The 20,222-nt window shown below is 61.7% G+C and carries 16 protein-coding genes; 8 read left to right on the top strand and 8 right to left on the bottom strand.

From position 1 onward, the window contains the following. Position 1: 1 nt before the first annotated feature. The 5 genes from pilQ to QOM08_RS01990 are packed head-to-tail and all read right to left on the bottom strand — an operon-like array spanning position 2 to position 4,863. The gene (pilQ, locus tag QOM08_RS02010) at positions 2–2,074 is read right to left on the bottom strand and encodes a type IV pilus secretin PilQ (RefSeq protein ID WP_316912496.1); all 2,073 of its coding nucleotides are present in this window, start codon (positions 2,072–2,074) and stop codon (positions 2–4) included. Next, positions 2,071–2,616, bottom strand: coding sequence for a pilus assembly protein PilP (locus tag QOM08_RS02005; protein ID WP_076382994.1), 546 nt, complete (start codon positions 2,614–2,616; stop codon positions 2,071–2,073). The genes pilQ and QOM08_RS02005 overlap by 4 nt, the downstream gene beginning before the upstream one ends. Beyond that, positions 2,613–3,236, bottom strand: a complete 624-nt coding sequence (gene pilO / locus QOM08_RS02000; protein ID WP_047225966.1) for a type 4a pilus biogenesis protein PilO — start codon at positions 3,234–3,236, stop codon at positions 2,613–2,615. Before pilO ends, QOM08_RS02005 begins: the two co-directional genes overlap by 4 nt. Beyond that, entirely contained in the window at positions 3,233–3,799 is a 567-nt protein-coding gene (locus QOM08_RS01995) for a PilN domain-containing protein (protein ID WP_047225967.1), read from the bottom strand. The genes pilO and QOM08_RS01995 overlap by 4 nt, the downstream gene beginning before the upstream one ends. Continuing rightward, positions 3,799–4,863, bottom strand: a complete 1,065-nt coding sequence (locus QOM08_RS01990) for a pilus assembly protein PilM (RefSeq protein ID WP_047225968.1) — start codon at positions 4,861–4,863, stop codon at positions 3,799–3,801. Before QOM08_RS01990 ends, QOM08_RS01995 begins: the two co-directional genes overlap by 1 nt. A 207-nt stretch (positions 4,864–5,070) precedes the next feature. Here QOM08_RS01990 and QOM08_RS01985 point away from each other — a divergent pair, with 207 nt between their 5' ends. Next, positions 5,071–7,515, top strand: a complete 2,445-nt coding sequence (locus tag QOM08_RS01985) for a penicillin-binding protein 1A (RefSeq protein WP_173407570.1) — start codon at positions 5,071–5,073, stop codon at positions 7,513–7,515. A gap of 257 nt (positions 7,516–7,772) precedes the next feature. Here QOM08_RS01985 and QOM08_RS01980 read toward each other — a convergent pair whose 3' ends face one another. The 3 genes from QOM08_RS01980 to rpmE all read right to left on the bottom strand — a co-directional run bounded on the left by QOM08_RS01980 (position 7,773) and on the right by rpmE (position 10,272). Beyond that, the gene (locus tag QOM08_RS01980; RefSeq protein ID WP_047225970.1) at positions 7,773–9,041 is read right to left on the bottom strand and encodes a malic enzyme-like NAD(P)-binding protein; all 1,269 of its coding nucleotides are present in this window, start codon (positions 9,039–9,041) and stop codon (positions 7,773–7,775) included. 182 nt (positions 9,042–9,223) lie between these two features. Continuing rightward, on the bottom strand, positions 9,224–10,009 hold the full coding sequence (locus QOM08_RS01975; protein ID WP_188252168.1) for a thermonuclease family protein: 786 nt from the start codon (positions 10,007–10,009) through the stop codon (positions 9,224–9,226). A 41-nt stretch (positions 10,010–10,050) separates the two neighbouring features. Further along, positions 10,051–10,272, bottom strand: coding sequence for a 50S ribosomal protein L31 (gene rpmE / locus QOM08_RS01970; RefSeq protein ID WP_047225972.1), 222 nt, complete (start codon positions 10,270–10,272; stop codon positions 10,051–10,053). Positions 10,273–10,563: 291 nt separating this feature from the next. Between rpmE and QOM08_RS01965 the strand changes: the two genes are divergently transcribed. The 7 genes from QOM08_RS01965 to phaC all read left to right on the top strand — a co-directional run bounded on the left by QOM08_RS01965 (position 10,564) and on the right by phaC (position 20,131). Further along, positions 10,564–12,783: a primosomal protein N' gene (locus tag QOM08_RS01965; RefSeq protein WP_316912495.1), complete on the top strand. Its 2,220-nt coding sequence runs from the start codon at positions 10,564–10,566 to the stop codon at positions 12,781–12,783. 210 nt (positions 12,784–12,993) lie between these two features. Beyond that, complete coding sequence (argS, locus tag QOM08_RS01960) at positions 12,994–14,730, top strand: arginine--tRNA ligase (RefSeq protein WP_316912494.1); 1,737 nt, start codon at positions 12,994–12,996, stop codon at positions 14,728–14,730. Position 14,731: 1 nt separating this feature from the next. Continuing rightward, complete coding sequence (locus QOM08_RS01955; protein ID WP_047225975.1) at positions 14,732–15,427, top strand: SPOR domain-containing protein; 696 nt, start codon at positions 14,732–14,734, stop codon at positions 15,425–15,427. A gap of 284 nt (positions 15,428–15,711) precedes the next feature. Further along, positions 15,712–16,242 (top strand): ATP-dependent protease subunit HslV, encoded by a 531-nt coding sequence (gene hslV, locus QOM08_RS01950; RefSeq protein ID WP_003186641.1) that lies wholly within the window; start codon positions 15,712–15,714, stop codon positions 16,240–16,242. Positions 16,243–16,291: 49 nt separating this feature from the next. Then, the gene (hslU, locus tag QOM08_RS01945; RefSeq protein WP_047225976.1) at positions 16,292–17,629 is read left to right on the top strand and encodes an ATP-dependent protease ATPase subunit HslU; all 1,338 of its coding nucleotides are present in this window, start codon (positions 16,292–16,294) and stop codon (positions 17,627–17,629) included. Positions 17,630–17,798: 169 nt separating this feature from the next. Beyond that, positions 17,799–18,176: a gamma-butyrobetaine hydroxylase-like domain-containing protein gene (locus QOM08_RS01940; RefSeq protein ID WP_047225977.1), complete on the top strand. Its 378-nt coding sequence runs from the start codon at positions 17,799–17,801 to the stop codon at positions 18,174–18,176. Between the two features lie 275 nt (positions 18,177–18,451). Further along, positions 18,452–20,131: a class II poly(R)-hydroxyalkanoic acid synthase gene (gene phaC, locus QOM08_RS01935; RefSeq protein WP_047225978.1), complete on the top strand. Its 1,680-nt coding sequence runs from the start codon at positions 18,452–18,454 to the stop codon at positions 20,129–20,131. Positions 20,132–20,222 lie beyond the last annotated feature (91 nt).

The following is a 20,222-nucleotide window of genomic DNA, read 5'->3' as shown; positions in this document are numbered from 1 at the left end:
ATCAACGACTCACAGCAATCGCCTGGTTATTCATGATACGCGGAGTGAGGAACACCAGCAGCTCGGATTTTTGCTCCGAAACCACATCACGCCGGAAAAGGCGGCCAAGATACGGCACATCGCCAAGAAATGGCACCTTATCTACGACCTTGCTCTGAGTATTTGAGAAAACCCCGCCAATCACAATGGTCTCGCCGTCATTGACCAGCACCTTGGCGTTGACCTCGTTTTTCTTGATTGGCGGCACATCATTCACCTTGTTCAGGTAATCCGGCTCATCCTTGGTGACCTTGACCTCCATGATGATGCGGTTGTCCGGGGTGATCTGCGGGGTCACCTCCAGGGACAGCGAGGCCTCCTTGAACGACACCGAGGTGGCACCACTGGAACTGGCTTCCTGATAGGGAATCTCCGTGCCCTTGAGGATTTTTGCCGTCTCTTTGTCGGACGTCACCACCTTGGGCTGAGAGACGATTTCCCCGTTGCCGGTTTTCTCCATGGCCGTCAATTCCAGGTCCAGCAGTACATTGTCGGTGATGAAGGCGATGCCGATGCCGGAGGTATTGCCCGACGCGCCCAGATCGACAAACGGCTGGTTGGTGCTGGTGCTGCCCGGCGTGCCGATGGTGGTGGAGTCGCCGGTGATGACCCCTGAAGTGTTCCAGTTGCCTTTGTTCTGGATCGATCCACCCCAGCGCACGCCCAGGCTCTTGTCGTAGTCAACGTTGGCCTCGACAATCCGCGCCTCGATCATCACCTGGCGCACCGGGATATCCAGCTGCGCCACAATCCGGCGCAGTTCGTCGAGCCGGTCCTGGGTCTGGTAGGCAATGATGTTGTTGGTTCGCTCATCGACCGTGATCGTACCGCGCTCATCGGCCTTGGCTTCGGCACTGGTCACCGACTGGAACAGCTTGGCGATGTCCGCAGCCTTCGCATAGTTGACCTGCAACAGCTCACGCCGTAGCGGCGCCAGGTCGGCAATCTGCTTCTGGGATTCGAGTTCCTGGCGCTCACGGGCCGCGATTTCGTCGGCGGGGGCGACCAGCAGCACATTGCCGACCTTGCGCTTGTCCAGCCCTTTGGTCTTGAGCACCAGGTCCAGCGCCTGGTCCCAAGGCACATTTTGCAGGCGCAGGGTAATGCCGCCCTGCACCGTGTCACTGGCCACCAGGTTGAGGTTGGTGAAATCGGCAATCAGTTGCAGGACCGAGCGCACCTCGATGTCCTGAAAGTTGAGGGACAGCTTTTCACCGCTGTAGGCCTCGCGACTGGCATCGCGTTTTTGCAGATCCTCGACAGTCATGGGTCGGACACTGACGGTCAGTTTGTTGTCCGTCTGGTAGGTGGAGTAATCGAAAGTACCGCTGGGTTCGATGCTGATGGTGGCCCGGTCGGCGCCGGCACTGGCATTGACGAACTGCACCGGGGTGGCGAAGTCCTTGACGTCCAGGCGCACGCGCAGCGGTTCGGGCAACCGGGTCTTGGCGAAGTTGAGGATGATCTTGCCTTCACGCTCCTGGATGTCCGGGGCGATCGAGGGGTCCGACAGATCGATCACCACATTGCCTTCGCCCTGGGTACCGCGCTGGAAATCTACCCCTCGGATCGCCTTGCCCACCGGCGCACTGGCTCTGGCGGGCACAGCGCTGGGAGCCGCCGGGCGTGGCGCCTGGGCGGCAGCGCTGGCAACCGCTCCCTTGCCGACCACCACGAGCAGGCTGTTGCCCTCCACCCGCGCGGTATAGGGCGCAAGCTGGGTAAGGCCAATGATCAGACGGGTACGATCAGCCGCCTCGACCACCGTGGCGCTTCGCGCATTGCCAGCACCAAGATCATGCCTCTTGTGGGCCAACTGGCTGGTCACCCCCGGCAGATCCAGAGCGATCCGGGCCGGTTGCTCGGTGGTGTAGCCCCGAGGCGCGGGGGGCGGCCCGTCGAAGGTGAGTTTCAACTCGATGCGGTCCCCCGGCAGCGCCGCGACATCCAGCGTTTTCAGATTGACCGCATGAACCATCGGCGACAACAGCGCTATCCATAGCGAAATACCGAGGGCTGAAAAAAACCTGTTCATTGTTCGAGTTCCACTATTGAGTGCTCTTTCAGAGGAATGGTCCGTGGCCGTTCCAGCCAGGCGCCCTCGCCATCAGGAACGATTTCGACCACCTCGACCTGGGTGGCGCTAATGCCGACGATCCGCCCGTCGTTGCGTCCCAGATAGTCACCGACCTTGAGCCGGTGCACCCCGCCCGCGCCGCGCAGGAGCGCGAAGGAGCCGCTGACGTTGGAAATCGTCCCGACCATTTCAAACTGCTCGATGTTGAAGCCTTCCAGGTATTGCTTGACCCGAGTCGGGTCGGGCCGGACGTTGCGTGCACCCTTCTGGCGGCCGGCCTGATCCACCCTGACCTGCCGTGAAAACGGGCTGCGCAGGTCGGCGGCGCTGTAAGTGAAGGTTTCGTAAGGCCTGAACGTCGGCGTTGGCTCGATCTTGCCGGGCGGGCGCAGCCGCACTTCGTTCATGTAGGCGTCCAGGTCGCTGAAGCCGTTATCGTTGTTGCAGCCCGCCAGCACGACCAGCCCCGCCAGCAGGATAATGCGCCAAGCCGGCTTCATGGCTGCACCTCCTGCTCGTTGTACCGGTAGGTCTTGGCCTGGATGCTCATGCGCAGTTTCGCTCCTGCGTCGGGCTCCATCGGGGCGATGTCGAAATCGTGCAGCGTGACGATCCGTGGCAGTCCGGCAACGCCGCTGACGAAGGTTGCCAGGTCATGATAGTCGCCGGTCACCGTAATCTGGATCGGCAGTTCGATGTAAAACGGCTGGGTGACCTCCGGTAACAGCTTGATCTCCTCGAACTCCAGACCACTGCCCAGACCGGTACGGGTGATGTCCTCCAGCAGGCCTGGCACTTCGGTGTCACTGGGCAATTGCCGCAACAGCACGCCGAAGGAGGCTTCCATCTGCTTCATCTGTTCGGTGTAGCGCTCCAGGTTCGCGGCCATGTGAGCTTTGCCCGCAAACTGTGCCTTGAGGGTGTTTTCTTCTCCGCGCACTTGCTGCAGTTGGTTCTCCAGGTCACTCAAGGCAAAGTTGTAGCCCAACCCCAGCACCAGGATGACCAGCAGGATGCCGCTCAACCATTTGACCGGCATCGGCCAGGAGCCAATGTTGTTGGTATCCAGCTCACTGATGTCGATCTTGCGCAGCGCTTCGAACCACTCTCCCGGCTTCATTGGGCGTCCTCGACAATGGCCGGACGGGTCTGGCGAACCGTCAGCTGGAAGACGTTGGCCTGATCGAGCTGACCGGCCGTGGTGGCCTTGACTTCCGTCAGGCTGGGCGCATCGAACAGGTCCGATGAGTCCAGGTTACGCATCAGGTCCGAGACCCGGTTGTTCGATTCCGCCGCGCCCTTGATGGAGAGGGTCTTGTCTTCCATCTTCACTTCGGTGAAATACACCCCGTCAGGCAGGGTGCGCGCCAGTTGATCGAAGATGCGCCCGCTCACCGGCCGGTTACCCTGCAAGTCCTGGATGATGCGCATGCGCTCCAGCAGTTGCTGGCGGCGGGCCTTGAGTTCGCTGATCTGCTTGATGCGCTCGTCCAGCACGGCTATCTGCTCGCTGATATGACTGTTGCGAGCCATCTGGTGGTCAATGGCACTGTCCAGGTAGCGGACCGCAATCAGCGTCAGGCCTACCGCACCGACCAATGCGCCCACCAATGCCAGCAAAAAGCGTTTGCGACGCTCCTCACGCAGCTCCTCTCGCCAGGGAAGAAGGTTGATCCGCGCCATCAGTCGAAGCTCCTGAGGGCCAGCCCGCAGGCAATCATCAAGGCCGGTGCGTCACTGGCCAGGGCACCGGCGTTGACCTTGCTGCCCAGGGCCATGTTGGAAAACGGGTTGGCCACCTGGGTCGGCGTGCCCAGGCGCTGTTCGATCAGCCGGTCCAGGCCCGCGACCGAGGCGGTGCCTCCAGCCAAGAGGATGTGGTCCACCGCACTGTACTGGCCCGAGGCGAAGAAAAACTGCAAGGACCTCGATACCTGTTGCACCAGGGCCTCGCGAAAAGGTTGCAGGACCTCACCGAGGTAATCGTCCGGCAGGCCACCCTGCTTCTTTGCCTGCCCGGCCTGCTCGGGTGACAGGCCGTAGCGGCGCTGGATTTCTTCGGTGAGCTGGCGACCGCCGAACAATTGTTCGCGGGTATAGATGATGCGCCCGTTATGCAGCACGCTCAGGGTGGTCATGGTGGCGCCGATGTCGATCACCGCCACCGTTAGCCGCTCCTGGGACGCGGCCAGTTGCGTGGCAAGCAGCCCGAAGGCGCGCTCCAGCGCGTAGGCCTCCACATCGACCACCTTGGCCGTGAGCCCGGCGAGCGCCAGCGCAGCCTCGCGAACTTCGACGTTTTCCTTGCGACAGGCGGCCAACAGCACCTCGACCCGCTCGGCGCTGCGCGGTGAAACGCCCAGGACCTCAAAGTCGATGGCCACCTCGTCCAGCGGATAAGGAATGTATTGGTCGGCTTCGATCTTGAGCTGGTTTTCCATGTCGTCGTCGGAAAGTCCGGCGTCCATCTCGATGGTCTTGGTGATCACCGCCGACCCCGCTACAGCCACCGCCACGTTGCGCAAGGGTGTTCTGGCCTTGGCGAGCACCCGTGACAATGCCTGGCCCACGCCCTCGAGCTCGGCGATGTTCTTTTCGACCACGGCGTTGGCCGGCAACGGCTCGACCGCGTAAGACTCGACACGGTAGCGGTCACCCTGGCGGCTCAACTCAAGCAGCTTCACCGACGTGGAACTGATGTCTATCCCCAAAAGCGTATGGGCTTTTTTATTGAAGAGTCGTAGCACTACCAATTCCCTATGACTATCCGTGAGTTACGGACTCTCTAATATGCGTTGCGTTCAATCACTCCGGCCCGACGGACGTCCGGGTGGCGTTACCGACGAAAAAAAATGCTTATAATGCCCAGCGTTTTTTTTCGCTTTGTTGCAAGCACGGGTCCTTCCCTGCACCTGGCGCCTTTTCATTCTTTGCCTGGATATCCAAAAGCCTTGATTCGTCTGCTGAAATTTTTCGGATGGTCCATCCTCGCCGTTTTCTGCGGACTGCTCCTGGGTCTGAGCGGTGCGTTTCTTTACCTTAGTCCGGGATTGCCGTCCGTGGAGGCGCTGAGAAGTATTCAGTTGCAGATTCCATTGCGGGTGTACAGCAGCGACGACAAGTTGATCGCAGAGTTTGGCGAAATGCGCCGCACGCCGATCCGTTTCGCCGACATTCCCCCCAATTTCATCAATGCGTTACTAAGTGCTGAAGACGACAACTTCGCCAATCACTACGGCGTCGATCCGGGCAGCCTGATGCGGGCGGCCAGCCAACTGATCAAAAGCGGCCATATCCAGTCCGGTGGCAGCACCATCACCATGCAGGTGGCGAAAAACTTCTTCCTGACCAGTGAGCGCAGCTTCTCGCGCAAGACCACCGAGATCCTCCTGGCCCTGCAAATCGAGCGACAGCTGACCAAGGACGAGATCCTGGAGCTGTACGTCAACAAGATCTACCTGGGCAACCGCGCCTACGGTATCGAGGCGGCGGCGCAGGTGTATTACGGCAAGTCGATTCGTGATGTGAGCCTGGCGCAGATGGCGATGATCGCCGGCCTGCCCAAGGCACCGTCGCGCTTCAATCCACTGGCCAACCCGGCGCGCAGCAAGGAACGTCGCGACTGGATCCTGGGGCGCATGTACAAGCTGGGCAAGATCAGCGAGGCCGAATACACCGCTGCGATCAACGAGCCTCTGAACGCCAGCTACCACGTGCCGACCCCCGAGGTGAACGCGCCGTACATCGCCGAAATGGCCCGTGCCGAGATGGTTGGGCGTTATGGCAGCGACGCCTACACCGAGGGTTTCCGCGTGGTCACCACGGTGCCGAGCAATCTGCAGGAGATGGCCAACACCGCGCTGCACGAGGGCCTGATCACCTACGATCAGCGCCACGGCTACCGCGGGCCTGAATCGCGCCTGCCAGGCAAGACCAAAGAAGCCTGGGCCGAGGAATTGACCAAGCAGCGCACCATCAGCAGCCTGGAACCGGCGATCGTCACCCAGGTGGACAAGGACGGCATCATGGTGCTGACCCGCAATGGCGAGCTGGAAGAGCACGTGAGCTGGGAGACCATGAAATGGGCCCGCCCATTCCTCAACACCAACAGCATGGGCGCCAACCCCCGCCAACCGTCGGACGTCGCCCAGGTGGGTGATCTGATCCGGGTACAGCGCCAGCCGGACAACACCCTCAAGTTCAGCCAGATCCCGGCCGCCCAAGGCGCCCTGGTGTCGCTTGACCCGCAGGACGGCGCCATCCGGTCGCTGGTCGGTGGCTTCGCCTTCGAGCAGAGCAATTACAATCGCGCGATGCAGGCCAAGCGCCAGCCGGGTTCAAGCTTCAAACCGTTCGTGTACAGCGCCGCCCTGGATAACGGCTACACCGCCGCCAGCCTGGTGAACGACGCACCGATCGTGTTTGTCGACGAATACCTGGACAAGGTCTGGCGCCCGAAGAACGACACCAATACCTTCCTGGGTCCGATCCGCATGCGCGAAGCTCTGTACAAGTCGCGTAACCTGGTATCGATCCGTTTGCTGCAGGCGCTGGGTGTGGACCGTACCATCGACTACATCAGCAAGTTCGGCTTCAACAAGCAGGACTTGCCGCGCAACCTGTCCCTGGCCCTGGGCACCGCAACCCTGACCCCGATGGAAATCGCCACGGGCTGGAGCACGTTCGCCAATGGCGGATACAAAGTCACCCCGTACCTCATCGACAAGATCGAAAGCCGCAACGGCGACACGTTGTTCCTCGCCAACCCACCACGGGTGCCTTCAGGCGAACAGGCCAGCGACGGCGTCGCCGCACCGGCCAGCGAGACGTTCACGGTAGAGGCAACACCAGGTGAAGCCACGACAGCGCCAGCCGTACCGCAAGCGCCGGTCATCGCCGAGCGCATCATCGATGGCCGCACCACCTACATTCTCAACAGTATGCTGCAGGACGTGATCAAGCTCGGCACCGGCCGCCGCGCCCTGGCCCTGGGCCGTACCGACCTGGCCGGCAAGACCGGCACCACGAACGAATCCAAGGACGCCTGGTTCTCGGGCTACAACGGCGATTACGTCACCACCGTCTGGACCGGGTTCGACCAGCCTGAAAGCCTCGGTCGGCGCGAATACGGCGGCACCGTGGCGCTGCCGATCTGGATGAGTTACATGGGCGCCGCCCTCAAGGACAAACCGCCACACACCCAACCGGAACCCGAAGGCATCCTCAGCCTGCGGGTTGACCCGGTCAGCGGCCGAGCAGCCACCCCAGGCACTCCGGGAGCGTACTTCGAGCTGTTCAAGAGCGAAGACACCCCGCCGTCAGTCAACGAGCTGGGCAACGGCGTAGCGCCAGGCAGCCCGCTACCGGCGGATGAGGCGGCGCCGATCGATTTGTTCTGATCGGGCCTCTCGCAAAAAGCCCCGCCTTCGAAAGAAGCGCGGGGCTTTTTTCAGGCCCTCAAATTACACACTCCCCTGTAGGAGCCGAGCTTGCTCGCGATGGCGGCGGGTCAGCTTGCATCCATGTTGAATACCAGACTGCAATCGCGAGCAAGCTCGGCTCCCACAGGATTTGCGGTGGCCACACAAAATCGGCAGGTACAAAAAAGCCCCGACTCAAAGAAGAGCCGGGGCTTTTTATTGAACGCTACAACGGCTTAACCGTTGAACACGTCATCCACGCTCTTGAGCGGGTAGTTCTTCGGATACGGCAGGGTAGCCACGCCGGTCTCGATCGCGGCCTTGGCCACGGCGTCGGAGATCAGGGTGATCAGGCGGGCATCCATTGGCTTGGGAATGATGTACTCACGACCAAATTCCAGCTTGATGCCGCCGTAGGCATCGCACACTTCCTGAGGCACTGGCAGCTTGGCCAGTTCGCGCAGGGCGTTGGCGGCCGCGACTTTCATTTCTTCGTTGATGCGCTTGGCGCGAACGTCCAGGGCACCACGGAAAATGAACGGGAAGCCCAGTACGTTGTTGACCTGGTTCGGGTAGTCCGAACGGCCGGTGGCCATGATCACGTCGCTGCGGGTAGCGTGAGCCAGCTCCGGGGAAATTTCCGGATCCGGGTTCGAGCAGGCGAACACGATCGGGTTCGGCGCCATGCGCAGCAGGTTTTCCGGGCTCAGCAGGTTCGGACCCGACAGGCCAACGAATACGTCGGCACCGTCCAGCGCGTCGGCCAGCGAGCGCTTGTCAGTGGCGTGGGCAAATACGGCCTTGTACTGGTTCAGGTCGTCACGGCCGGAATGGATCACGCCGGTACGGTCAACCATGAAGATGTTTTCGATCTTGGCGCCCATGCTCACCAGCAACTTCATGCAGGAGATGGCCGCAGCGCCGGCACCCAGGCAGACGATCTTGGCTTGTGGCAGGGTTTTGCCAGCGATTTCCAGGGCATTGATCATGCCGGCAGCGGTCACGATCGCGGTGCCGTGCTGGTCATCGTGGAACACTGGAATGTCGCACTGCTCGATCAGGGCACGTTCGATCTCAAAGCACTCAGGTGCCTTGATGTCTTCCAGGTTGATGCCACCGAAGGTAATGGAGATACGCTTGACGGTGTCGATGAAGGCTTGCGGGCTTTCGGAGTCGACTTCGATGTCGAACACGTCAATACCGGCGAAACGCTTGAACAAAACGCCCTTGCCTTCCATGACCGGCTTGGAGGCCAATGGGCCGAGGTTACCCAGGCCGAGAATCGCGGTGCCGTCGGAAATGACTGCCACCAGGTTGCCCTTGCCGGTGTATTTGTAGGCCAGCTCAGGGTCGCGAGCGATTTCGCGTACTGGTTCGGCTACGCCGGGGCTGTAGGCCAGCGACAGATCGCGGGCAGTAGCGGTGGCCTTGGTGAGCTCGACACTCAGCTTCCCTGGACGAGGATTAGCATGATATTCGAGAGCGGCAGTTTTCAGATCAGACATGTGGGCATTCCGCTTTTTACTGTGTTGGACAGACGGACCGCCGAGGATACGCGCCTCGCAAAGTCCCTACAAGACTGACCAGTCACCCCTGTCAAGCGCGCCGCCCTACGACTTTGGGCCAAGAGCCGCAGAACACAAGGTCTACATGCATACAATTCGAACCGTAAATGTCTACAATTTTTTTATCGAGACACGCGACTCAACATCCCTGGATCGGTCAACGGCAATAACCAACGCCCCTGCCCCGGCTCAAGCCCGCCGCGACGCGAACGGTCGACCACCCAGCCACGCGCCTCGATCCGCTTGCCTTTGAGTCGCTCGAGCGACGCCATATCGAAGCGACTCACCAGATTGGGGGCAACGCGCAATACAACCGGCCCCTCCAACTGGAGCCAAATACCGCCGCGATTGCGCGAGACGTCGATCACGCGGCCAGTGAGCACGGCAAAGCCTGGTGCCTTGATATTGTGCGCCTCAAGCACAGGCGAACGCTTCCACACCCCGACGCCCGCTTCCCGCGCCTGGCGTTCGGCAGCGCGCTGACAATGCGCCAGATCGACATTCGGCGCGACCACCACGTGAAATCCCAAGCCCTCGGCGAGCAACTGCGCTTCCAGATTCTGACCGTCGGCGCTGTAGACATGGGCCAGCGTGCGACCGTAGCGATCCTTGTCTTCCTTGCCGGGCAGCAACCCCACGCGTCCCGCACTGGCGCCCACCAATGCCTCAAGGCGCCGGCGTGCAGCGACGGCGAACGGCTCATCGGAACGCCCTCGACGCCCCAGTTCAGGACTGTTGAGACCGATCATGCGCACGCTGCGGCCATCAGCCAGGCGCAGGGTATCGCCGTCCACCACCTTCTGGACCGTCACATGGGCCAGGCCAGGTGGCGCCGGGCAGAAGGCCTGCGCGCTGCTCAGCCAAATCGCGGACACAAAAAAGGCGCCCGCAAGGGACGCCTTTTTCATCAGTCTGGAGCAGCCGAAACGACCATCCAAAATGATTAGCCTCAGGCTTTTTTGGTAGCGCCAAAAGCACCGAAACGATCGGCGAACTTCTGAACGCGGCCGCCGGTATCCAGAGTCTTTTGCTTACCGGTGTAGAACGGGTGGCATTCGTTGCAAACGTCGATCGACAGGGCTTTGCCGTAGGTCGAACGAGTTTCGAACTTATTGCCGCAGCTGCAGGTCACGGCAATTTCTGGGTATTCCGGATGGATATCGGTTTTCATGGGGTTTTCCTCAGGCTAGCGTGCCGCCACCCAACACTATTGTTGAATACCGCACGTAATTAGGCCGCGGATTCTACCAGACAACATCAATCACGCAAGCTATGACTTGTACCAACCGTCTGCTAGGCTCCCCGCCTCATGCGCAAGCTCTTCTGTGGGAGCGAGCCTGCTCGCGATGGCGGTGGATCACCGCATGGGTATTGGTTGACACTCCGCCATCGCGAGCAGGCTCGCTCCCACAAGGGTTGTGCCAAGCCTTCTGAATTTGTCTGTATATCGAGACCCTCCCGCGTGCCCGACGCCATCCTGCGCCTCGCCCTGCCTTCGCCTCTGCGCCGCCTGTTCGACTACCGGGCCCCGGCCGGGGTCCTGCGTGAGCAGTTGCATCCGGGCATGCGCCTGCGGGTGCCGTTCGGCCGACGGGAGATGATCGGGATTCTGGTCGAGGTCGCCGACCACAGCGAAGTCCCGGCCGACAAACTGAAGCCGGCCCTGGCCTTGCTCGATGCGACGCCGCCGCTGCCCGCCTCGCTGTTCAAGCTGTGCCTGTGGACCTCCCAGTACTATCAACACAGCCTCGGCGACACCCTGAGCTGGGCGCTGCCGGTATTGTTGCGCCAGGGCGAACCGGCCGAGGCACGCCAGGAGCGGTTCTGGTCGGTGGCACCGGGCGCCTCGCTGGACGACCCGCGCATCGCCCGCGCCCCGCGTCAGCGTGAGGCCCTGGCGACCCTGGCCCAGCATCCCCACGGCGTGGCCCATCAGCTATTGAGCAAACTGATGCTCAGCAAGGACAGCCTCGACCTGCTGCTGGCCAAAGACCTGGTCCAGGTAGACATCCGCCGGCACGCTCCGGGTGTTCGCCATGAGCATTGGCTGGCCCAGCCGGAACTGCCGCTCAATGCTGAACAGCGGGCCGCCTGCGAGGCGATTCGCGCCGGTTTCGACAGCTATCACGCCTTCTTGCTGGCCGGCGTCACCGGCAGCGGCAAGACCGAGGTCTATCTGCAACTGATCCGCCAGACCCTGGAAGCCGGCAAGCAGGCCCTGGTGCTGATTCCGGAAATCAACCTTGGGCCACAGACCCTGGCGCGCTTCGAACAACGGTTCAACGCGCGGATCGCCCTGGTGCATTCGGCGGTCAACGACCGAGAACGCCTGGAAGCCTGGCTCGCCGCCCGGGACGGTGAGGCCGACATCATCATCGGCACCCGCTCGGCCCTGTTCACACCGATGAAAAACCCCGGCCTGATCATCATCGACGAAGAACATGACGGCTCTTATAAGCAGCAGGAAGGCCTGCGCTACCACGCCCGCGATCTGGCCCTGGTGCGGGCGCGCCAGGAAAACATTCCCATTGTTCTCGGTTCAGCCACGCCGTCCCTGGAAAGCCTGCACAATGCCTACACCGGACGTTACGGGCTCCTGCGCCTGAACGAACGGGCCGGCGGCGCCAAGCAGCCACGGTTTCTGCGCCTGGATGTAAAGAGTCGTCCGCTGGACAGCGGCATTTCCGGGCCGATGCAACAAGCCATCGGCCAGACCCTGGCCGCCGGGCAACAGGTCTTGGTGTTCCTCAACCGCCGGGGTTTCGCCCCGACCCTGCTGTGCCATGACTGCGGCTGGATGTCGGGCTGCGAACGCTGCGACGCACGCATGACCGTGCACCAACGCCACGGCGAGCTGCGCTGCCATCATTGCGGCCACGCCGAACGAGTGCCGAGGCACTGCCCGCAGTGCGGCAAAGTGGACCTGCGCCCGGTAGGGGCCGGCACCGAGCGCGCCGAAGAACGGCTGGGCATCCTGTTTCCCGATTACCCGGTACTGCGGGTCGATCGCGACAGCACTTCGCGCAAGGACGCCATGAATCAGTTGTTCGCCACCATTCAGAAAGGCCAGCCGTGCATCCTGGTGGGCACGCAGATGCTCGCCAAGGGGCATCACTTTCCCCGGGTCACGCTGGTGTCGATCCTTGATGCCGACGGCGGACTGTTCTCTGGCGACTTCCGTGCCAGCGAGCGCATGGCGCAGTTGATCGTTCAGGTCGCAGGCCGGGCCGGACGGGCCGAGGAGCCGGGCAAGGTAATTATCCAGACCCACTTGGCCGACCATCCGCTGCTGATACAACTGAGCGAACAAGGCTACTTCGCCTTCGCCGAGCAGGCCTTGAGCGAACGTCGCGGCGCTGGCCTGCCGCCCTTTGCTCACCTGGCGTTGTTGCGGGCCGAAGCCCATAAGCCCGGGCAGGCCGAAGCGTTCCTTGACGAAGCCTGCAGCGAGGCCGAACGCTTGCTGGGGCAACAGAACCTCACCTGCATCGAACTATTGGGCCCGGTACCGGCTCCGATGGAACGACGGGCCGGGCGTTACAGGGCTCAACTTCTACTACAGGCCAATGCCCGGGCCCCTTTGCATCGGCTATTAAGTACCTGGCTGCTGGCGCTGGAGCAGATGCCCAGCGGGCGGGCGGTGCGCTGGTCGCTGGATGTGGATCCGGTGGATTTGTATTGACCCAGGCATCCTCATCGCGAGCAGGCTCGCTCCCACATTGGAATGCAATTTCCTGTGGGAGCGAGCCTGCTCACGATGAGGCCCGAATAGCCACCACACATCCCCACCCGACCCGCTACAGTTGGCAAGCTTGCCTTCGCCACGGATAATGCCCAGTTTTTCCACCAGCGCATCGAAGCGCCGCCGCGCCTGCGGTTGAAAGAGAAGACCATGAAAGACACCATTCGCCAGCTCATCCAGCAAGCCATCGCCCAACTCGTCGCTGAAGGTGTGCTGCCAGAAGGCCTGTCGCCGGCGATTCAGGTCGAAAACACCCGTGACAAGACCCACGGCGACTTCGCCAGCAACATCGCGATGATGCTCGCCAAACCGGCCGGCATGAAACCGCGGGACCTGGCCGAAAAGATCATCGCCGCGCTGCCGGCTGACGAAAACGTCAGCAAGGCTGACATTGCCGGCCCAGGCTTCATCAATTTCTTCCAGAACACCCAGGCCCTGGCCTCACGCCTGGACGCGGCCCTGGCCGACGAACGCATCGGCGTGCGCAAGGCCGGTCCGCTGCAACGCACCGTGGTCGACCTTTCGGCCCCCAACCTCGCCAAGGAAATGCATGTCGGCCATCTGCGCTCGACCATCATTGGTGACGGCGTGGCCCGGGTACTGGAGTTTCTCGGCGACACGGTGATCCGCCAGAACCACGTCGGCGACTGGGGCACCCAGTTCGGCATGCTGATGGCCTACCTGCAGGAAAACCCGATCACCAGCGATGAGCTGTCGGACCTGGAGAACTTCTACCGCGCCGCCAAGCAACGCTTCGACGAGTCGCCCGAATTTGCTGACCGCGCCCGTGGCCTGGTGGTCAAGCTGCAGGCCGGCGATGCCGAGTGCCTGGCGCTGTGGACCAAGTTCAAGGACATCTCCCTGTCCCACTGCCAGAAAATCTACGAACTGCTGAACGTCAAATTGACCATGGCTGACGTGATGGGCGAAAGCGCCTACAACGACGACCTGATCAACGTGGTCAACGACCTGAAAGCCAAGGGCCTGCTGGTGGAAAGCAACGGCGCCCAGTGCGTATTCCTCGAGCAGTTCAAGACCGCTGACGGTGAGCCGCTGCCGGTGATCATCGTCAAGGCTGACGGCGGCTACCTCTACGCCACCACTGATCTGGCGGCCGTGCGCTACCGCAACAGCGTGCTCAAGGCCGATCGAGTGCTGTACTTCGTCGACCAGCGCCAGGCCCTGCACTTCCAGCAAGTGTTCGAAGTGGCGCGCCAGGCCGGTTTCGTGACCCGTCCGATGGAAATGGAACACATGGGCTTCGGCACCATGAACGGCGCCGACGGCCGTCCGTTCAAGACCCGCGACGGTGGCACGGTCAAGCTCATCGACCTGCTGAGCGAAGCCCAGGACCGCGCCTACACCATGGTCAAGGGCAAGAACCCGGACCTGGCCGAGGACGAACTGCGCCAGATCGCCAAGGTCGTGGGCATCGACGCGGTGAAATACGCCGACCTGTCCAAGCACCGCACCAGCGACTACAGCTTCAACTTCGACTTGATGCTCAACTTCGAAGGCAACACCGCGCCCTACCTGCTGTACGCCTACACCCGTGTGGCCGGGGTGTTCCGCAAGCTCGGCAAGGGCTTCAATGAAGTGGACGGGCAGATCGTGCTTGAAGCCGCTCAAGAACAGGAGCTGGCGGCGAAACTGGCGCAGTTCGGTGAAGTGCTGAACAACGTCGCAGACAAAGGCACCCCACACACCCTGTGCGCGTACCTGTACGATGTGGCCGGTCTGTTCTCCAGCTTCTACGAGAACTGCCCGATCCTCAACGCCGAAACGCCAGAGCAAATGCAGAGTCGCCTGCGCCTCGCCGCACTGACCGGGCGCACCCTCAAGCAAGGCCTAGAACTGCTGGGCCTGGAAACGCTGGAGCGCATGTAAGTTGGCCGCCAAGAAAAAACCTGCACCCAAACGCGGCGCCAGTCGTTACCAGCCCCCAGCCAAACAGCCGATTCCCGGCTGGTTGTGGATGGCTATCGGCCTGACCGTCGGCGCTTTCATTGTGTTTCTGATGAAACTGGAGCCGGGCCAGGGCGATGACGTCAAGCGCGTGCGCCAAGAGCAACAGAAAGCCACGCGCATCGCCGAGGCCAACAAGACCCCGCCGAGCCCGACGCAACCGGTCAAGCCCAAGTACGACTTCTACACCCTGCTGCCGGAATCGGAAGTCATCGTGCCGCCCGATGCCGTGCCGGAGAAAACCCTGCCGACGCCACAGGTGCCCACCACGCCGGTAACTCCGGCCGAAGCGGCGAAGATCGACACCGCTCGCGCTCAGGCAGCCCTGGCCGGCATCACGCCGCCGCCGGCTCCGCCCGTGCAGAAAGCCGCTCCGGTGACGAAGTTCTTCCTGCAGGCCGGCTCGTTCCGCAAGGAAGCCGACGCCGACAAGGTACGCGCGCAGATCATTCTGCTGGGCCAGTCCGTGGCGGTGGAGTCCGGCACGGTGAAGGAAGAGACCTGGTATCGGGTGCTGGTCGGTCCGTTCAGCAACCGCGAAGAACTGACAAAAGCCCAAAAACAATTGGCCGGCAGCGGTTTCAGCAACCTGTTGTTACAACAGCGCCAGAGCCGCTGACTTCTGCTGAAGACACCCGGTGCGGCGGGGCTTTTGTGGCGAGGGAGCTTGCTCCCGCTGGGCTGCGTAGCAGCCCCAAAAGCTTGGGACCGCTGCGCGCTGGAGCGCCAGCCCGGTCCAGCGGGAGCAAGCTCCCTCGCCACAGTGAATGCCTTTGCCACAAACTTGATTGCCCCCCAGGACGCCACTCGTCCCCTCTCCCACCCCGCAGTTGAAAAAACCTACGCCACCCCCATATGAGTTCCATCCGGGCATTTTCGCCCCGCTGCGTGGAGACTCTTCCCTTGACCACCATCGTTTCAGTCCGCCGTCATGGCAAAGTCGTCATGGGCGGCGACGGCCAGGTTTCACTAGGCAACACCGTGATGAAAGGCAATGCGAAGAAAGTCCGCCGCCTGTACCACGGCCAGGTCATCGCCGGCTTCGCCGGGGCCACCGCCGATGCTTTCACCCTGTTCGAGCGTTTCGAAGGCCAGCTTGAGAAACATCAGGGCCACCTGGTGCGTGCCGCCGTGGAACTGGCCAAGGAATGGCGTACCGACCGCTCCCTGAGCCGCCTCGAAGCCATGCTCGCGGTCGCCAACAAGGACGCCTCGCTGATCATTACCGGTAACGGTGACGTCGTTGAACCCGAGGATGGCCTGATCGCCATGGGTTCCGGCGGCGCCTACGCCCAGGCCGCAGCCAGCGCCCTGTTGAAAAAGACCGATCTGTCGGCCCGCGAAATCGTCGAGACTGCCTTGGGCATCGCCGGCGACATCTGCGTCTTCACCAACCACACCCAGACCATTGAGGAGCAGGATCTCGCGGAATAAGCCTGGCCCTGTGCCACAGCTCATTCCTGCTTGAGGACCGCCAAATACTATGTCCATGACTCCCCGCGAAATCGTCCACGAACTCAACCGCCACATCATCGGCCAGGACGATGCCAAGCGCGCCGTCGCCATCGCCCTGCGTAACCGCTGGCGTCGGATGCAGCTGCCTGAAGAACTGCGCGTCGAAGTGACCCCCAAGAACATCCTGATGATCGGCCCGACCGGTGTCGGTAAAACCGAGATCGCCCGTCGCCTGGCCAAACTGGCCAACGCGCCGTTCATCAAGGTCGAAGCCACCAAGTTCACCGAAGTCGGTTATGTCGGTCGCGACGTCGAGTCGATCATCCGCGACCTGGCCGATGCCGCCATCAAGTTGCTGCGCGAACAGGAAATCACCAAGGTCCGTCACCGCGCCGAAGATGCCGCCGAAGAGCGCATCCTCGACGCGCTGCTGCCGCCAGCGCGCATGGGCTTCAACGCCGAATCCGCTGCGACCCAGGATTCCAACACTCGCCAGCTGTTCCGCAAGCGCCTGCGCGAAGGCCAGCTCGACGACAAGGAAATCGAGATCGAAGTGGCCGAAATGGCCGGCGTCGACATCTCCGCGCCGCCCGGCATGGAGGAAATGACCAATCAATTGCAAAGCCTGTTCGCCAACATGGGCAAGGGCAAGCGCAAGAACCGCAAGCTCAAGGTCAAGGAAGCGCTGAAACTGGTTCGCGATGAAGAAGCCAGCCGCCTGGTCAACGAAGAAGAGTTGAAGGCCAAGGCCCTGGAGGCCGTCGAGCAGCACGGCATTGTGTTCATCGACGAAATCGACAAGGTCGCCAAGCGCGGCAATGTCGGCGGCGCCGACGTGTCCCGCGAAGGCGTGCAACGCGACCTGCTGCCACTGATCGAAGGCTGCACGGTCAACACCAAGCTGGGCATGGTCAAGACCGACCACATCCTGTTCATCGCCTCCGGTGCGTTCCACCTGAGCAAGCCCAGCGATCTGGTGCCCGAGCTGCAAGGTCGCCTGCCGATCCGCGTCGAGCTCAAGGCCCTGACGCCGGAAGACTTCGAACGCATCCTGAGCGAACCCCACGCGTCCCTGACCGAACAGTATTGCGCCCTGCTCAAGACCGAAGGCCTGAACATCGAGTTCGCGCCGGAAGGCATCAAGCGCCTGGCGCAGATCGCCTGGCAGGTCAACGAGAAGACCGAGAACATCGGTGCCCGGCGCCTGCACACCCTGCTCGAACGCCTGCTCGAGGAAGTCTCGTTCAGTGCCGGCGACCTGGCCAGCGCCCATAACGAAGCGCCGATCCTCATCGATGCCGAGTACGTCAACAGCCACCTGGGTGAACTGGCAGAGAACGAAGACCTGTCGCGGTATATCCTGTAAGTCACCGACAGGTTTCCTCGGACCTGTGGGAGCGAGCTTGCTCGCGATGGCGGCGTATCATTCAACCAATGCGTTGACTGTCAAACCGCTATCGCGAGCAAGCTCGCTCCCACATGGACCTTTGTCGTTTTTGCAGATCAAGGCTCCCTTCAGAAACGGATCAGAGGCCATGACCAAACTTCCCAGCGCCATCAACCTGCACAAAGCCTCCAAGACCCTGACGCTCAAATACGCGCCGGACGAGGAGTATCACCTGCCCGCCGAATTCCTGCGGGTGCACTCGCCTTCCGCCGAGGTCCAGGGCCACGGCAAACCGATCCTGCAATACGGAAAAATCGGCGTCGGCCTGACCAAGGTCGAACCGGCCGGCCAGTACGCACTGAAATTGACCTTCGACGACGGTCACGACAGCGGACTGTTCACCTGGGACTACCTGTACCAGTTGGCGGTACGCCAGGAGGACCTGTGGAACGATTATCTTGCCGAACTCAAGGCGGCCGGAAAAACCCGCGACCCGAACGAGTCGGTCGTCAAGCTGATGCTCTAACTCAAGGGCTGGCGCTTTAGGGCGAATTTTCTAGACTCATCTGCTTGAATGCCCCCGCGGCAACGTCAATGACTGGCCTGCTTGCGAAAAAAATTAAACTCGGGTAACCAATGGAGCTGGCAAGTTCCCTGCAAAGGAATCGGCGAATTCCTTGCACACGTTTCCTCATTGCCTCGATGCGGAATTAACGGTCACCCGAGCAGCGTACCTGGCATTGGCTGTGGGCTTTCTGGCATGGCCCAGGTACTCGTCTGAAGGACAATGGAGCGTCGTAGATGAGCAACAAGAACAACGATGACCTGAAGTACCAAGCCTCGGAAAATACCCTGGGGTTGAATCCTGTCGTCGGCTTGCGCAGAAAAGATCTGCTGGCCTCTGCCCGAATGGTGCTGACCCAGGCCATCAAACAACCGCTGCACAGCGTCAAGCACGTCGCCCATTTCGGCGTCGAACTCAAGAACGTCCTGTTCGGCAGATCCGAGCTGCAACCTGCGGGCGATGACCGTCGCTTCAACGACCCGGCCTGGAGCCAGAACCCGCTCTACAAACGCTATCTGCAAACCTACCTGGCGTGGCGCAAGGAGCTGCACGCCTGGATCGACGAGAGCAACCTTTCGCCCCAGGACATCAGCCGCGGGCACTTCGTAATCAACCTGATGACCGAGGCTATGGCTCCGACCAATTCGGCAGCCAACCCGGCGGCGGTCAAACGCTTTTTCGAAACCGGCGGCAAGAGCCTGCTGGACGGCCTTTCGCACCTGGCCAAGGACCTGGTGCACAACGGCGGGATGCCGAGCCAGGTCGACATGGGCGCATTCGAAGTCGGCAAGAGCCTGGGCGTGACGGAAGGCGCCGTGGTGTTTCGCAACGACGTGCTGGAGTTGATCCAGTACCGACCCATCACCGAACAGGTCCACGAGCGCCCACTGCTGGTGGTGCCGCCGCAGATCAACAAGTTCTACGTCTTCGACCTGAGCCCGGACAAGAGCCTGGCGCGCTTCTGCCTGCGCAGCAATGTGCAGACGTTCATTGTCAGCTGGCGCAACCCCACCAAGGAGCAGCGCGAGTGGGGCCTGTCGACCTACATCGAGGCGCTCAAGGAAGCGGTGGACGTGGTCACGGCCATCACCGGCAGCAAGGATGTAAACATGCTCGGAGCCTGCTCGGGCGGCATCACTTGCACCGCGCTGCTGGGGCATTACGCCGCCCTGGGCGAGAAGAAGGTCAACGCCCTGACCCTGCTGGTGAGCGTGCTCGACACCACCCTGGACACCGACGTGGCGCTGTTCGTCGACGAACAGACCCTGGAGGCGGCCAAGCGTCACTCCTATCAAGCCGGCGTGCTTGAAGGTCGCGACATGGCCAAGGTCTTCGCCTGGATGCGTCCCAACGATCTGATCTGGAACTACTGGGTCAACAACTATCTGCTGGGCAACGAGCCGCCGGTGTTCGACATTCTGTTCTGGAACAACGACACCACCCGGCTGCCGGCGGCGTTCCATGGCGACCTCATCGAGATGTTCAAGAACAACCCGCTGATCCGGCCCAATGCACTGGAAGTGTGCGGCACACCGATCGACCTCAAGCAGGTCACCGCCGACATCTTCTCCCTGGCCGGCACCAACGACCACATCACCCCTTGGAAGTCCTGCTACAAATCCGCACAGCTATTTGGCGGCAAGGTGGAATTCGTGCTGTCGAGCAGCGGTCACATCCAAAGCATCCTCAACCCACCAGGTAACCCCAAGTCGCGCTACATGACCAGCGAGGACATGCCGGCCAAGGCCGAGGACTGGCAGGAGAACTCCACCAAGCACACCGACTCCTGGTGGCTGCATTGGCAGGCCTGGCAGGCAGAACGCTCGGGCAAACTGAAAAAGGCACCCACGGTGCTGGGCAACAAGACTTATCCGGCGGGAGAAGCGGCGCCGGGCACGTATGTGCATGAGCGGTAACTGGTGCAACTCGTCTGTTGCGGCCGTGAGGTTACTCACGAAAGCATGTCAACAGCCGACATTAATGCAAGGCCCACGCCGCTGGTGAACG

Origin of the sequence: Pseudomonas sp. P105 (genome assembly GCF_032614175.1) — a bacterium.
Taxonomy (GTDB): Bacteria; Pseudomonadota; Gammaproteobacteria; order Pseudomonadales; family Pseudomonadaceae; genus Aquipseudomonas; species Aquipseudomonas rhizophila.
Note: the sequence above shows the minus strand (reverse complement) of the source record. Positions and strands in the feature narration are given on the sequence as shown.

What these genes read in the sequence shown, in the direction of transcription:
- pilQ (WP_316912496.1), bottom strand. Translation starts at nt 2,074, where the DNA reads ATGAACAGGTTTTTTTCAGCCCTCGGTATTTCGCTATGGATAGCGCTG.
- QOM08_RS01975 (WP_188252168.1), bottom strand. Translation starts at nt 10,009, where the DNA reads ATGAAAAAGGCGTCCCTTGCGGGCGCCTTTTTTGTGTCCGCGATTTGG.
- pilO (WP_047225966.1), bottom strand. Translation starts at nt 3,236, where the DNA reads ATGAAGCCGGGAGAGTGGTTCGAAGCGCTGCGCAAGATCGACATCAGT.
- rpmE (WP_047225972.1), bottom strand. Translation starts at nt 10,272, where the DNA reads ATGAAAACCGATATCCATCCGGAATACCCAGAAATTGCCGTGACCTGC.
- QOM08_RS01980 (WP_047225970.1), bottom strand. Translation starts at nt 9,041, where the DNA reads ATGTCTGATCTGAAAACTGCCGCTCTCGAATATCATGCTAATCCTCGT.
- QOM08_RS01995 (WP_047225967.1), bottom strand. Translation starts at nt 3,799, where the DNA reads ATGGCGCGGATCAACCTTCTTCCCTGGCGAGAGGAGCTGCGTGAGGAG.
- phaC (WP_047225978.1), top strand. Translation starts at nt 18,452, where the DNA reads ATGAGCAACAAGAACAACGATGACCTGAAGTACCAAGCCTCGGAAAAT.
- QOM08_RS01940 (WP_047225977.1), top strand. Translation starts at nt 17,799, where the DNA reads ATGACCAAACTTCCCAGCGCCATCAACCTGCACAAAGCCTCCAAGACC.
- QOM08_RS02005 (WP_076382994.1), bottom strand. Translation starts at nt 2,616, where the DNA reads ATGAAGCCGGCTTGGCGCATTATCCTGCTGGCGGGGCTGGTCGTGCTG.
- argS (WP_316912494.1), top strand. Translation starts at nt 12,994, where the DNA reads ATGAAAGACACCATTCGCCAGCTCATCCAGCAAGCCATCGCCCAACTC.
- hslU (WP_047225976.1), top strand. Translation starts at nt 16,292, where the DNA reads ATGTCCATGACTCCCCGCGAAATCGTCCACGAACTCAACCGCCACATC.